Raw genomic sequence first — 13499 nt, 5'->3', positions numbered from 1 at the left:
CTTCAGCACCAAGTCCGCTCGTCGGTTCTTGACACTGCCTTCACCGGTGCTATTGCTGACCATGCGTCGGTAGACGCCGCAAATCACACCCCATCCCTCAAAAATGAGGCCCAGGCCCTTCCTGGGCCAGCGTGTCGTGCGCATTGCGCAGCGGGCAGACCTTGAGCGACAAACAACCGCAGCCAATGCATCCATCCAGCTGGTCACGCAGCGCCGTCAGCGTGCGGATGCGCTCGTCCAGGTCGTCACGCCAGCGGGCGGAGAGGCGGCGCCAGTCGGCCACCGTGGGCGTGCGCCCGGCGGGCAGCGCCTGCAAGGCATCGGCAATGGCGGCCAGGGGCACGCCCATGCGCTGCGCGACCTTGATCACCGCCACGCGGCGCAGCACCGAACGCGGGTAGCGCCGCTGGTTGCCCGCATTGCGCACGCTGGCGATCAGCCCGCGCGATTCATAAAAATGCAGGGCCGACACGGCCAGCCCGCTGCGGCTGGCGACCTCGCCCACCGACAGCTCAGATTGTTCGGACTGCGCGCCCGCTACCTCACGGGCAACGGGGATGCTGGGCTTGCCTGGCTTCACAACCATTCCTGCAAAGGTTTTCTTCATGGTGGTTGACCTCAATTTAACTTGAGGTTTGATACTAGCCCACGAAACCAGTGAAGCCGCCGCTCCTGCGGCGGCCGCCCAGGTTTTCTCGGCAATTCCGCTTTTGGTTTCACCGTTATCTCCCACTTCTGGACTTCTGCACCATGCGCCCTGATTCCGCAACGACCCTGCGCCCTGCCACGGCCGCTTCCAAACTCCGCTTCATCAACCCTCCCGGCCTGTACGACCCACGCGCCAATGGCTATACCCATGTGGTGGTGGCGCCCGCCCAGTCGCGCACCGTCTTTGTAGCGGGCCAGGGCGGCGAAAACGCGGCGGGCCAGCTGGTCCCCGACTTTGGCGAGCAGTTGCGCCAGGCATTCACCAACCTGCGCATGGCGCTGGCAGGCGCAGGGGCCAGCGTGCACGACGTGGCCAAACTCACGGTATTGGTGGTCGACCACACCGAACAGCGGCTGGCGCTGTTCAGCCAGGCGGCGCGCAGCCTGTGGCCCGATGGGGCGGCACCGGCCTGCACCCTGATCCCGGTGCCCCGGCTGGCGCTCGACGGCATGCTGATAGAAATCGAGGCCACGGCGGTAGTGCCCGCGTGAGACCGCAAAGGTGACCGCGAAAGCGCCCCGTTTGTGACGTACCATGCCGGCACGGTCCCATTCCGAGACCTTTACAGGAGGCCCTATGGCAAAAGGCGAACAACGCAGCAACAAGATGGCGAAGAAACCCAAGAAGGACAATTCGCTGCCCAAGGAAAGCGGTGGCTCTGACCGCCCCATGCCACCGGTGACCTCCGTCATTCCGCGTGGCAAAGAAAAGAACAAGTAACGCAGTGGCGCGCATGCGCCCACAACCTGCTTGCTATCACATCAATAGCTGCTAGCGCTCTACCATCAAGCGCTAGCAGCTATTTTCATTTGGATTTTCTGCTTCAGCTCTGGGTGCTTGTCGCGTCCGTCTGCACCGCACGGGCGATCCAGTCGGTATCGGGCTCGGGTCGCCCGAAGAGGTAGCCCTGGTACACGATGTCGGGCGCACGCTGGCTCAGGAAGTCTGCCTGCTCGCGGGTCTCGACGCCCTCGGCCACCACACGCAGACCAAAGTGGCGGGCCACCGACAGGATGCCCTCCACCAGCACGCCATCGTCGGCATTGGTCGGTGCGTCGCGCACGAAGGAGCGGTCGATCTTGATCTCCTGGATCGGCAAGCGCTTGAGGTAGGCCAGCGACGAATAGCCCGTGCCAAAGTCGTCCAGCGACATGTCCACCCCCAGCGCCGCCAGTTCGTGCATCTTGGCCACCGCGTCGTCAAAATCGTCGATCACCAGGCCTTCGGTCACCTCCAGCGTCAGCAGGCGCGGGTCGGCACCGGTGGCGGCCAGGATGGCGCGCAGCTGCGGCACAAACCCCGCCTGCCGGAACTGCCGGGCACTCAGGTTGACCGACAGCCGCAACCGGCGCTCCTGAAACACGGGCTGCGCCAGCAGTGCGCAGGCATGGGTGAGCACCCAGCCGCCCAGGCTCACGATGAGGTCAGACTCTTCGGCCACGGGGATGAACACCCCGGGCGCCACCAGGCCGTCGCGCGGATGCTGCCAGCGCACCAGCACCTCGGCGCCGGTGAGCTGGCCCTGCACGTCCACCTGCGACTGCAGGTACAGGCGCAACTCGTTCGCTCCGATGGCCTGGCGCAGTTCGCGCTCCACGCGAAAGCGCTGCTCGGCCGCCTCCCCCATGCCTTGCTCGAAGAAGGCCGCACGCCCGCCACCTGCCTGCTTGGCACGGTGCAGTGCGGTGCCCGCGCGGCGCAGGGCATCGTGCGCGACATCGTTGGCACTCTGCGGATAGAGCGTGATGCCCACGCTCGCGCCCAGCTGGGCCTCTTCGGCATCGTTGTCCTGCAGGCGCAACGGCCTCAGCAGCGCGGACTGCAACTTTTCGGCAAAGGCCAGGGCATGCCGGCCGGCCAGCGAGGCATCTGCGCCCAGGCTGTGGAGCACCACCGCAAATTCGTCGCCCGCCACGCGCACGAGCAGGCCCTGGGCAGGAAGGATCTCGGACAGGCGCAGCGCCACGGCACACAGCAGGCGGTCGCCCGCATCGCTGCCGCGCGCATCGTTGAAGGTGGTGAAGCGGTCCAGGTCCAAGAGCAGCAGCGCGTGCTGCGTGGTGGGCGCCCGGCCCCGGCGCCCCTGCAGCGCGGACAGCCGCTCCATCAGCGTGAAGCGGTTGGGCAGGCTGGTGAGGCTGTCGAAATGCGCCAGGCGGTGGATCTCGCGCGCAGCGCGCTTGCGTTCGGTGACGTCCTGCTTGAGCTCCACATAGTGGGTGACGTGGCCATCGGGCTGGCGGATGGGGGCCACCACCACGGCCTCGGCAATCTCGGCGCCGTCCTTGCGGCGGTTGACCTGCTCACCCGCCCAGTTCTCGCCGCGCGCCAGCGTATCGCGCAGCCCCTGTAGCTGCGCTGGCGTCAGGCCGTTGCTGGAGATCTGGGCCGACAGCTGGCCCAGTGCCTCGTCGCGGGCATACCCCGTGCGGACGAGGAAGGCGGCATTGACATATTCGATGCGCCCTTCCAGGTCGGTGATGACGATGCTCTCGGGGCTCTGCTCCACGGCCCGCTGCAGCTTGCGCAGCTCGGCATCGGTGGTGGCCAGGCTCGATGCCGTGTGCCGCGCCTCCTGCACGCGGCGCAGGTAGCTGCGCCGCGACAGCAAGGTCGCAGCGGCCGTCACCGCCAGTATTCCGCTCAGGTAGGCCACATACGCCAGCCGGTTGCCATAACGCGCCGGGGGCAGCCAGCCGTGCAGGTCCGCCCAGACAAACAACAGGAACAACACCCCCGTGGTACCGGTCAGTATCAGTGTGGGCCGCGCCCCCAGGATCCACCCGGCAAACACGATCAGCACCGGGAAATTGAGCAGGTTGGGGCCACGCAACCCCCCATTGGTCGCGGCCACCACCGAGACCACGCCCCACACCCCCCAGATCAGTACCAGCGCAGCCTGGTGCCAGCGGTGCAAGCGGCCCAGCAGCACCGCTATGCCGCCCATCGCGCCCGCGCCCAGATTGAGCAGCACGTGGGTCCAGGAAAGGGGCCGGTCCAGCAGCAGCAGGGCCGCAATGAGGGTGCCCGTGAGCATGACCGTCCATGAGCCGGCGCGCACCAACTGCTCAGTGGTGGCATCGTCTCGCTCGGGAGGCCAGGAAGGGTCAACAGGGCGCATGGTGAAGGCGGTGACAGCCAGGCTGGCATAGTAACCCGATACATCGCGACTATCGAGTCTTCGATGTCCACCGCCGGGCAGGCACAGGCCGATGCCCGCCCTGCAATGCGCTTTTTCCGGCTTACTCGCTGTCGCCCGCTGCAGGCTCGCGCACGCCCGAGCCCTTGCCCTGGGCTTTGGTGCGCGCGTCCTTCTTGGCCTGGCGCTTGGCGTCTTCGGCAAGCCCTGCGTCACGCCAGGCTTCAAACTCCACCGGGGTTTCCAGCGTGATGCGCCCGAGGATGGCGGTGCGGAAGTCGGTCACCACGATCTCGGCCGTCTTTTGCAGGTTGACCCTGCCACCGCCCAGCATGGCGCCGCGCGTTTGCGGCCAATGGCTTCGAGCAGCTCTTCGTCGTGGGCGGCCACGGCCCCCTCGGGCAGGCCCAGCTTGTGGCGCGCCTCCAGCTTGGTGATGCCCGCTTCGTCGCCGCAGATCAGCACGCGCATGGGCTTGGCCATGCCGCCCCGGTTGGGCGACAGCAGGTGGCAGGCGTCAATCAGCTTGCGCGTGGGGGCCGGGTCCGAGGCATCGGGCGGCAAGGCGCGCGTGTCGCTCTGGGCGTTGTACCAATCCACCCACAGCTACCGGTGGTTCTCGATTCGCACCACCGAGGCAATGCCGACAAGTGCTATGAGGGCGTCTGAATGCCGGCCACCTTCACCACCCTGCGCCAACGCTCCATTTCCCTGCGAATGAAATCGGTGTATTCCGCAGACCGTGATACGACAACCACCAGGCCCTGCGCCTCCAGCTGCTTGCGGGTCTCGGACGCCTTGAAAGCGCTATCCATCTCTTTTTCCAGCCGCCCCACCACGGCGGCGGGTGTGCCTGCGGGGGCAGAGATGCCCACCCACGACACGGCCTTGAAGCCCGGATAACCCACTTCCGAGATGCTGGGCACGTCAGGGAGTTGCGGATTTCTGAACAGGCTGGTGACCGCCAGCGCGCGGAGTTTGCCGCTGCGCACATGGGGGGCCACGGCGTCCAGATTGGTGAACATCATGCCTGCCTTGTTGTCCATCACCGCATCCAACGCGGGCTTGGCGCCGGTGAACGGCACCCCGGTCAGCCCCAGCGTCGTGCAGTTGCGCGTGCCGGATGCTCCGTTCACGCAGGTGCTGATGGTTTGCTTGAGCAACTCCATCGCCAGGTGCCCTGACGACGCATGCACTTGCGCATAGGTGAGTTTGCCAGGCTGGGCCTTGCCCACCGTAATCAGCTCCTGCAGGGATTTGAGCGGCGAATCCGCGCCCACGACCAAAACGTTAGGGCCTTCGGACAGCTGGGAGATGTGCACGAAGTCCTTGAGGGAGTCGTAGTCGAGCCGGGGATTGAGGGCATGGCTGATGGCATTGGTCCCCACGCCAGACAGCACCAGCGTGTAGCCATCCGGCGCGGCACCAGCGGCGGCTTTGGTGCCTTTGCTGTCGGTGTTTTCCACCTGCACCGGCTGCCCCAGCTTGAGCCCCAACTCCTTGGCCATCAACCGACCCAGCTGGTCGCTGCTCCCACCTGCCGGGAAGGGGATGATCAGGCGCAAAGGCTTGGTGGGCCAGGTCTCCTGCGCCATGGCAGGCGCGGAGAAACACACGGACAAAGCGGCTACCACGCACGCTACTGCACTCAAAGTTTGCATGAACAAAATCCCGGTCGTTGTTATCGTCACCGCGATCGCAGGGCCTGCGAGTCGGCGGTGCACAGCACTGCGGCGCCGGTGCGTGGCGCCCTGCTTCACGACGGAGGTATCAGGGCGTCACGCGGGCGAGCAGAGATACGATGTCATATCTCCTAGCAGGCGGCCAGCAGGTTTTCCCTATATCCACTGGTGTGGGAGTGGGTGCGGACGCGGTGCGGCCCGCGTGGCAGCTGCCATGGCAAACACCGATGTGCACAGCCCCTGGCCCTCACTGTGACCGGGCGCCTTGGACGACACCTGACCACAGCTGTCCCGACTGACCCATGCGGGCCAATGGCAACGACTGTGGATGCCATGCGCACCCTCCGGGGGTTGTACTATCAGTTCAGCGCGCTCACAGTGCTGCCGGGCGATGAACCGGCTTTATGGCGCATCGCCGGACGACGGTTCACGCACGCCGGAGCCCTTGCCCTTGGAGTGGGTGCGCGCGTCTTTCTTGGCCTGGCGCTTGGCGTCTTCGGCCAGGCCCGCAGCTCTCCACGCTTCAAACTCGGTTGGCGTCTCCAAGGTCACGCGCCCCAGGATGGCGGTGCGGAAGTCCGTCATCACGATCTCTGCCGTCTTTTGCAGGTTGACCCTGCCACCGCCCAGCATGGCGCCGCGTTTGCGGCCAATGGCTTCGAGCAGCTCTTCGTCGTGCATGGATGCCACAGCCCCCTGCGGCAGGCCCAGCTTGTAGCGCGCCTCCAACAACGGGGCGTAGTTCTGCTGCAGGCGGCGCAGCAGCTCCAGCGCCACCAGTTCCTCGTCGTAGGCATTGCGGCCCACGGCGCCGCTGGCGGCCAGGTTGTAGCCACTTTCGGGCACGATGATGCGCGGCCACAGCATGCCGGGCGTGTCCCACAGGTAGAAGTCGTCGGCCAGCGTGATGCCCGCAGATCAGCACGCGCATGGGCTTGGCCATGCCGCCCCGGTTGGGCGACAGCAGGTGGCAGGCGTCAATCAGCTTGCGCGTGGGGGCCGGGTCCGACGCATCGAGCGGCAAGGCACGCGTGTCGCTCTGGGCGTTGTACCAGTCCACCCACAGCGCCGTGCGGTCTGCGTCGGCCACGTCCTGCTTGTTGAGCACCTTGAGCGTGGGCTTGTGGCCCGTGATCTCGGCCAGCAGCGGGTTGGCGCTGGAGCCGGGCAGGCGCGCGTCCAGCACCTCGATCACCACGTCAATGTCCTTGATGCGTTCGGTGATGGCTTTACGGGTCAGGTGCATGTGACCGGGGAACCACTGGATGGCCATGCGGGGGTACTTTCTTGTGTTTTCGATACTGTCTGAGGGTGGCAAGGATAATCGCGGTCCTCACTTGCCCACGCCACCGCGTTATTTGACCTCCATGCCAGCACCTCTCGACACCCCGCGCAAAGCCACCGCCAGCAAGGCCGACAAGGAAGTGCTGTTCAAGGGCGTGACCTGCGCACTGATTGGCCTGGTCATCCTGCTGGCGCCCTATGTGGCGCGCTCCGCCAGCGTGCGCGATCTCATGGGCCAGGCGGCCCTGGTGGGCTGGTTTGCGCTCGTGCTGGGCATTGCGTTCGGGGTGCAGTACGGCATGCGCCGCGCCAAGGCCGCGCGCCGCCAGCCGTGATGTTGCCCAGCGCCAGCACACCCGCCCTAGCCCAGGCTGTTGACGGGGCCTCCGCGCAGCAAATGTTTCAGTCGTTGCAACAACGCGCCGCGCAGGCCGGCATCACGCTGCGCAACCCACCGCCCGAGCCCACCACCTGCTGCGGACGTGGCTGCAATGGCTGCGTCTGGGAGGGGTTTCTGCACGCCGCAGAATACTGGCGACAAGAGGCGCTGCTGCGGCTGGAGGGCTGAATTTCAAGCCTAATTGGCCTCTAGCGCTTTATGAATAAGCGCAAGAAGCTATCAAATCAGGAGTGAACGCAGCCTGCGTGCCGCATCACCCGAGTTCCTTCACCGACATGTACTGCTCGCGCCATTCCTCAAACGGCAGTGTGTCCGCCGCCTCGATGGCCTTCTGCGCGGCAATCGATTCATCCGCCATCGCCAGGTAACGTGCCTGCTGCTCGGCCGTCCACGGCAGGCCCAGCAGTGCGTCACGCGCCGCGATGGATTGCTGGCGGGCAAAAGACTCAAAGCTGTGGTGATGCTCGCCCACGATGCTGTCGAGCACGCGGGCTGACGGTGTGCGCTCGGGCGCAGACATCAGCGCGCGGGCGTCGCGCAGCGCGGCGCTGTAGTCATCCGTGCCATGGGTGGCGTCCAGCGCGGCAGCCAAAGGCGCACACGCGGCCAGCACTTCGGCGCCCCATTCGGTCAGCAACACACTCTGGCCGTTGCGCGAAAGCTGCAAGCCGGGCTCGCGGCCCCGCTCGGCCGTGAGGTGCTGGTTCTGCTTGAGCTCGGCAATTTCGGCCGGTGTGTCGGGCGGGCTGTCGGACAGCAGGCAGTGCAGCAAGAACACATCCAGCAGGCGCATGGTGGGCGCCGTGATGCCCACGGGCACAAACGGGTCCAGGTCCATCAGGCGCACTTCGACGTATTCGACGCCGCGTTCGCGCAGCGCATGCAGCGGGCGCTCGCCGGTGCGCACGGTGCGCTTGGGGCGGATAGTGCCGTAGAACTCGTTCTCGATCTGCAGCAGGCTGGTGCCCAGCTGGTTGTAGTCGCCGCCCGGGTTGCGCACGCCCACGGTTTCGTAGGCGGGGTACGGCTTGGTCAGTGCTTCGTGCAGCGAGTTGGCGTAGCCCGCGAGGCCGTTGTAGCTCACGGCCAGCGTGGCCTGCGCGTCGCTCTGGTAGCCCAAGCGCCCCATGCGCAGTGAGGTGGCGTGGGGCAGGTACAGCGCGCTGCCGCCCTCCATGCGCTGCAGGCGGTGCTCGCGCCCTTCCACAAAACAGGGGCACAGCGCGGGGGAAGCGCCAAACAGGTACAGCAGCACAAACGCGTGCCGGCGGAAGTTGCGGATCAGCGAAAAATACTGCTCGCTGTCCACACCCGGCAGCGACCAGTTGTAGTGAATGCCCGAGATGGTCTGCATGCGGCGGCCATAGCGGTGGCCCAGGCCCATGCGGTACACGCTCTTGGCGCGGCCCACATTGGAGCTGCCATAGCGGCCAATCGGAATCGTCTCGTCGGTGGGCAGGCCGCAGGGCATGCTGGAGGCCCACAGCAGCTCGCCGCCGCTGTCTTTGAGGGTGTGGTGCACAAACTGGTGCACCTCGGTCAGCTCATCGAGGCATTCGTGCACGCCCTTGCGAGCGCCGGTGATGAGTTCGAGCTGCGACTCGCTGTAATCGGTGGTGATCAGCGGGTGTGTGAGGGCCGAGCCCAGCGCCAGCGGGTGCGGCGTGAGGGCCAGGCCGCCGGTGGGCAACACCCGCAGCCCTTCCTTTTCAATGCCGCGGCGAATCCCCCCCAGGGCGTCCGCCGGGTAGGCGGCCAGTCTCTCGTGCAATTTGCTCATATGTTTATACCGATCCAACTTCTGTCGGCCCGGAACTTAGCACGTTGGGCGCTGGCCCGCCCAGAGGGGCGTCAAGCCCTTGCGGCCAAAGCGCGTCCAACCTCGTTGGTGCCCTGGGCGGCGCCACTTTGTGGTACCTGGTCACCCGCGCGCTCGGTCACCTCGGCCAGGCGGGCCGCCAGCTGCTCGGGCACGTCGGCACCGATGCCCAGATGAATGCCCTGCGTCAGGGTGATGTGGGCCGCCTCGAAGGTGCCCGCGCCCGCACACAGGATGGTGCGCGTGGGGGCGCTTTCATGGGCCAGCACCAGCATGGCGGGCACCACGGCCTCGGGCTTGAGGGCGTCCAGCACCTCCTGGGGCATCAGGCCTTCGGTCATGCGCGTGGCGGCCGTGGGCGCCAGGGCGTTCACGTGGATGTTGTACTTGGCGCCTTCGATGGCCAGGGTCTGCATCAGCCCCACCTGGGCCAGCTTGGCGGCGCCATAGTTGCTCTGGCCAAAGTTGCCGTACAGGCCGGTGGACGACGTGGTCATGACGATGCGGCCGTACTGCTGCGCCACCATGTGCGGCCACACGGCCTTGCAGCAGTGGGCGGCCCCCATCAGGTGCACGTCCACCACCAGGCGGAAGTCGTCCATGCCCATCTTCGAGAACGACTTGTCGCGCAGGATGCCCGCGTTGTTGATCAGGATGTCCACCCGGCCCCAGGCATCGATGGCCTGCTGCACCATGGCCTCCACCGCGGCGAAGTCGGTGACGGACGCGCCATTGGCCAGCGCCTCACCGCCCGCCGCGCGGATCTCATCGACCACGGCCTGCGCGGCTCCCACGGTGGCACCGCTGCCGTCCACCGCACCGCCCAGGTCGTTGACCAGCACCTTGGCACCTCGCGCCGCCAGCGCCAGCGCATGCTGGCGGCCCAGGCCGCCGCCGGCGCCCGTCACGATGGCCACGCGGCCTTTGAAATCAATACCCATGGTGAAGGTGCTCCTGTTGTCTTGGTGGGTCCACCCATCGGTGGAATAGAAAAGCATCCGGCAGCCTGCCCCAATGTGCTGGCGCCGCGCGCTGCACTGTAAGCCACGCGGCACAGGTCACCGGTTGCACACGCGACTGAATGAATGCAAGGGCGCGCACTGCGCCCAAAACCCTGCGTCGTCAGGTACCGCGTGCACGGGCACGGCGCATTGGGAATAATTGGCCTCGCACACCCTCCTCGGGCGCAGCACCTGCTGCGGCACCCGATTGCTCACAATTTCATAGCTATCAGCGCTTATCCATCAAGCGCCAGCGACCATTTTTACCAAGGATTTCCCATGAAAGCAGTCTGGAACGACGTGGTAGTTGCCGAGAGCGACGACACCGTGGTGGTGGAAGGCAACCACTACTTCCCCGAAAGTGCGCTCCACCGCGACTACTTCACCTTCAGCAACCACAAGACCACCTGCCATTGGAAGGGCCAGGCCAGCTACCTGTCGCTGCTGGTCAACGGCGAAATGAACGCCGACGCCGCCTGGTTCTATGCCGACCCCAAGCCCGAAGCCGAAGAAATCAAAGGCCGTGTGGCGTTCTGGAAGGGCGTGAAGGTTTCCGCCTGAGCCACCCGCAGCCCAGGGCCCGCGGGTTATCCCTGCCAGCACTGGACAATCATGTGGATAAGTTTTGACAAGCCTTGTATGACAGTGCCAAGTGCTTGATTTGTAAGGGCACACCCTGCGATGCCTCATTTTTAGGCAGCACACAAAATCATGGCGATGGTTATCCCAGCCTGCACTGGACAATGGTGTGGATAACCTTGGATAAGCCTTGTATGACAGCTTTAAGTGATTGATTTACAAGGACTATCTTTGTAACGCTTAAAAAACAGGCAATACGGATATCTGTTCTGATCCGCCCTCCGACACCTTGCAGAGCCTCCCCAAAACCCCCGGTTATCCCTGCCGACACTGGACAATGGTGTGGATAACCTTGCACAAGCTTTGTATGACAGTCTTAAGTCATTGATTTACAAGGAAACTCCTTGTACCGCTTAAAAAATAGGCAACACCGTACGGGCAAGGCGCCTGCGGTACAGTCCACGTCGGCGCTCTTCGGAATGCTCTTTATTTCATAGCTACCAGCGCTTTATAGACAAGCGCCAGCGGCAAAAAACACTCAGAAATTCCCCGTGCCCATCCCTCCACTCCAGCACAGCCCTGCCGCCGAACGCAACCAGGGCCCCATCCTGGCGCAGCTGCTGGCCCTGCTGCCGCCCGCCGGCGCCGCGCTGGAGATTGCCAGCGGCACCGGCCAGCATGCCGCACACTTTGCCGCCGCCCTGCCCGGCTGGACCTGGCAGCCCACCGACCAGCAGGCCACCCACTTTGGCTCGATCACCGGCTGGGCCACCCAGGCCGGCGCCGCCAACGTGCGGGCGCCGCTGCGGCTGGATGTGCTGCAAAGCCCGTGGCCCAGCGAGGGCCCGGCGTTTGGCGCCGCCTCGTTTAACCTGATCTACTGCGCCAACATGCTGCACATCGCCCCCTGGGCCTGCTGCGCGGGGCTGATGCAAGGCGCCGCCCGGCACCTGGCGCCGGGTGGCTGCCTGGTCACCTACGGCCCCTACCTGGAAGACGGCGTGCCCACGGCCCCGGGCAACCTGGCCTTTGACACCAGCCTGCGCGCGCAGGACGCCAGCTGGGGCATCCGCCACATCGACGACGTGGCCGCTGTGGCCGCCCAGGCCGGCCTGCAGCTGGCCGCACGGCATGCGATGCCGGCCAACAACCTGCTGCTGGTGTGGACCAGCGCCCCACCCGCCACTGCGGCCTGACCAACTTCTTTTCTTCTGACGGAACTGCCCCATGAGCACCCCGACCGCCGCCCCCTTCTTCATCGCCAAGGTCGAACCCGACGGCCAACAATGCGACGCCTGGCCCGAGCAGCCCCTGCTGCTGTCGCTGGAGCAAGGCGGCATCGACTGGCCCAGCTCCTGCCGCAACGGCACCTGCCGCACCTGCATCGGCCAGCTGGTGGAAGGCAGCGTGCGCTATGCCATCGAATGGCCGGGCCTGACGGCCGAAGAAAAGGAAGAAGGCTGCGTGCTGCCCTGCGTGGCCTATCCTGCGTCGGACGTCGTTCTGCAAGGCAGTGCCATCTGATCTGCGTCAGGCACACAACCCCGTTCGGATACGAACCGGGCCCCGGTGCACTAAAATCCACGCCTTCGGGGGCAAGATGCCCCTTTGACGTGCGGCAGCGCCGCATCGCATGTTCTTTGGGTTGGTTTCTTGGGGGCACCACCGCCTTCGGCCACGGGAACCTGTGCTGCAGCACACCGCCAGCAGGCAAATCGCCAGCGGCCCCCTCTGAAAGCTCAAGCCTTCCATGACCTCCCCCCTCACCCCCGTGCCGATCTCCCCCGTCGAGGACATCGTGGCCGAGATGCGCGCCGGGCGCATCGTCATCCTGGTGGATGAAGAAGACCGCGAAAACGAAGGCGACCTGGTCCTGGCCGCCGACCATGTGACGCCCGAGGCCATCAACTTCATGGCCCGCTTCGGCCGGGGCCTGATCTGCCTGACATTGAGCCGCGAGCGCTGCGAGTTCCTGAAGCTCCCCCCCATGGCCGCACGCAACGGCACCGTATACAGCACGGCCTTCACCGTCTCCATCGAGGCCGCCGAGGGAGTGACCACCGGCATCTCAGCCGCCGACCGTGCCCGCACCGTGCAGGTGGCGGTGGCCCGTGGCAGCCAGCCCTCCGACCTGGTGCAGCCCGGCCACATCTTCCCGCTGCAGGCGGTGGACGGTGGCGTGCTGATGCGTGCAGGCCATACCGAAGCCGGTTGCGACCTGGCTGCCATGGCCGGCTGCAGCCCTGCGTCGGTGATCTGCGAGATCATGAAGGACGATGGCACCATGGCCCGCCTGCCCGATCTGCAGCTGTTTGCCGCCGAGCACGGCCTCAAGATCGGCACCATCGCCGACCTGATCGAGCACCGCAGCCGCAATGAAACGCTGGTCGAAAAAGTGGGCCAGCGCACGCTGCAAACCGCCTACGGCGAGTTCACCGCCCATGCCTTCCGCGACAAGCCCAGCCAGGCCGTGCACCTGGCGCTGGTCAAGGGCCAGTGGAGCGCCGACGACGTGGTGCCCGTGCGGGTGCACGAGCCCCTGTCGGTGTTCGATGCACTCGAAATCAACCGCTCCATGCACTCGTGGGGCCTGGACACCAGCCTGCAATACCTCAACGCACAAGGCAAGGGCGTGGCCGTGCTGCTCAACTGTGGCGAAAGCGCGGGCCAGCTGCTGGCGCAGTTTGAAGGCACGGCCCGCTCCGCCCAGGCGCCCGAACGCGGCCGCATGGACCTGCGCACCTATGGCGTGGGCGCACAGATCCTGCGCGAATGTGGCGTGCACAAGATGGCCCTCATGGGCCAGCCGCGCCGCATGCCCAGCATGACCGGCTACGGCCTCGAAATCACCGGTTTCATCCCCAAAGAATAAAGAGCAATACCACT

Annotated in this window: 13 protein-coding genes and 2 pseudogenes; 8 read left to right on the top strand and 7 right to left on the bottom strand. The window is 65.8% G+C overall.

Translation table 11 applies throughout. The annotated features are described in order from the left end of the window. Positions 1–97: 97 nt before the first annotated feature. On the bottom strand, positions 98–607 hold the full coding sequence (gene soxR / locus ASE39_RS20595) for a redox-sensitive transcriptional activator SoxR (protein ID WP_242421515.1): 510 nt from the start codon (positions 605–607) through the stop codon (positions 98–100). 143 nt (positions 608–750) lie between these two features. Between soxR and ASE39_RS20590 the strand changes: the two genes are divergently transcribed. Then, positions 751–1200 (top strand): RidA family protein, encoded by a 450-nt coding sequence (locus ASE39_RS20590; protein ID WP_010460269.1) that lies wholly within the window; start codon positions 751–753, stop codon positions 1198–1200. An 85-nt stretch (positions 1201–1285) separates the two neighbouring features. Further along, positions 1286–1429 carry a hypothetical protein gene (locus tag ASE39_RS26930; RefSeq protein WP_010460267.1) on the top strand — a complete coding sequence of 48 codons (144 nt, stop codon included), beginning with the start codon at positions 1286–1288 and terminating at the stop codon, positions 1427–1429. Between the two features lie 103 nt (positions 1430–1532). Here ASE39_RS26930 and ASE39_RS20585 read toward each other — a convergent pair whose 3' ends face one another. From ASE39_RS20585 to ASE39_RS20565, 4 genes and pseudogenes are all read right to left on the bottom strand, one after another. Then, on the bottom strand, positions 1533–3830 hold the full coding sequence (locus ASE39_RS20585) for a GGDEF domain-containing phosphodiesterase (RefSeq protein ID WP_029413526.1): 2298 nt from the start codon (positions 3828–3830) through the stop codon (positions 1533–1535). 121 nt (positions 3831–3951) lie between these two features. After that, positions 3952–4454, bottom strand: a pseudogene (locus tag ASE39_RS26100) (ribosome biogenesis GTPase YlqF); the annotation flags it as partial. 47 nt (positions 4455–4501) lie between these two features. Beyond that, on the bottom strand, positions 4502–5509 hold the full coding sequence (locus ASE39_RS20570) for a tripartite tricarboxylate transporter substrate binding protein (protein WP_082615531.1): 1008 nt from the start codon (positions 5507–5509) through the stop codon (positions 4502–4504). Positions 5510–5932: 423 nt separating this feature from the next. Then, positions 5933–6803, bottom strand: a pseudogene (locus tag ASE39_RS20565) (YlqF/YawG family GTPase). Between the two features lie 94 nt (positions 6804–6897). On the opposite strand from ASE39_RS20565, the gene ASE39_RS20560 reads away from it, so the two are divergent. After that, the gene (locus ASE39_RS20560; protein WP_029413519.1) at positions 6898–7149 is read left to right on the top strand and encodes a hypothetical protein; all 252 of its coding nucleotides are present in this window, start codon (positions 6898–6900) and stop codon (positions 7147–7149) included. Beyond that, complete coding sequence (locus tag ASE39_RS20555; RefSeq protein ID WP_057272355.1) at positions 7149–7382, top strand: oxidoreductase-like domain-containing protein; 234 nt, start codon at positions 7149–7151, stop codon at positions 7380–7382. The genes ASE39_RS20560 and ASE39_RS20555 overlap by 1 nt, the downstream gene beginning before the upstream one ends. Before the next feature lie 85 nt (positions 7383–7467). On the opposite strand, the gene gshA is transcribed toward ASE39_RS20555, so the two are convergent. Next, positions 7468–8994 carry a glutamate--cysteine ligase gene (gene gshA, locus ASE39_RS20550; RefSeq protein ID WP_057272354.1) on the bottom strand — a complete coding sequence of 509 codons (1527 nt, stop codon included), beginning with the start codon at positions 8992–8994 and terminating at the stop codon, positions 7468–7470. Between the two features lie 71 nt (positions 8995–9065). Beyond that, entirely contained in the window at positions 9066–9974 is a 909-nt protein-coding gene (locus tag ASE39_RS20545) for an SDR family NAD(P)-dependent oxidoreductase (protein ID WP_057272524.1), read from the bottom strand. Between the two features lie 339 nt (positions 9975–10313). Between ASE39_RS20545 and ASE39_RS20540 the strand changes: the two genes are divergently transcribed. The 4 genes from ASE39_RS20540 to ribBA all read left to right on the top strand — a co-directional run bounded on the left by ASE39_RS20540 (position 10314) and on the right by ribBA (position 13485). Next, positions 10314–10595: a DUF427 domain-containing protein gene (locus ASE39_RS20540; RefSeq protein ID WP_057272353.1), complete on the top strand. Its 282-nt coding sequence runs from the start codon at positions 10314–10316 to the stop codon at positions 10593–10595. Between the two features lie 569 nt (positions 10596–11164). Then, positions 11165–11809: a DUF938 domain-containing protein gene (locus tag ASE39_RS20535; RefSeq protein ID WP_082615530.1), complete on the top strand. Its 645-nt coding sequence runs from the start codon at positions 11165–11167 to the stop codon at positions 11807–11809. 31 nt (positions 11810–11840) lie between these two features. Next, positions 11841–12137, top strand: a complete 297-nt coding sequence (locus ASE39_RS20530; protein WP_057223041.1) for a 2Fe-2S iron-sulfur cluster-binding protein — start codon at positions 11841–11843, stop codon at positions 12135–12137. Positions 12138–12363: 226 nt separating this feature from the next. Next, on the top strand, positions 12364–13485 hold the full coding sequence (gene ribBA, locus ASE39_RS20525) for a bifunctional 3,4-dihydroxy-2-butanone-4-phosphate synthase/GTP cyclohydrolase II (protein WP_010460237.1): 1122 nt from the start codon (positions 12364–12366) through the stop codon (positions 13483–13485). Positions 13486–13499 lie beyond the last annotated feature (14 nt).

The organism is Acidovorax sp. Root267 (assembly GCF_001429215.1).
GTDB classification, from domain to species: Bacteria; Pseudomonadota; Gammaproteobacteria; order Burkholderiales; family Burkholderiaceae_C; genus Acidovorax; species Acidovorax radicis.
The sequence above is the reverse complement of the archived record's forward strand: the minus strand, read 5'-3'. Positions and strand labels throughout refer to the sequence as shown.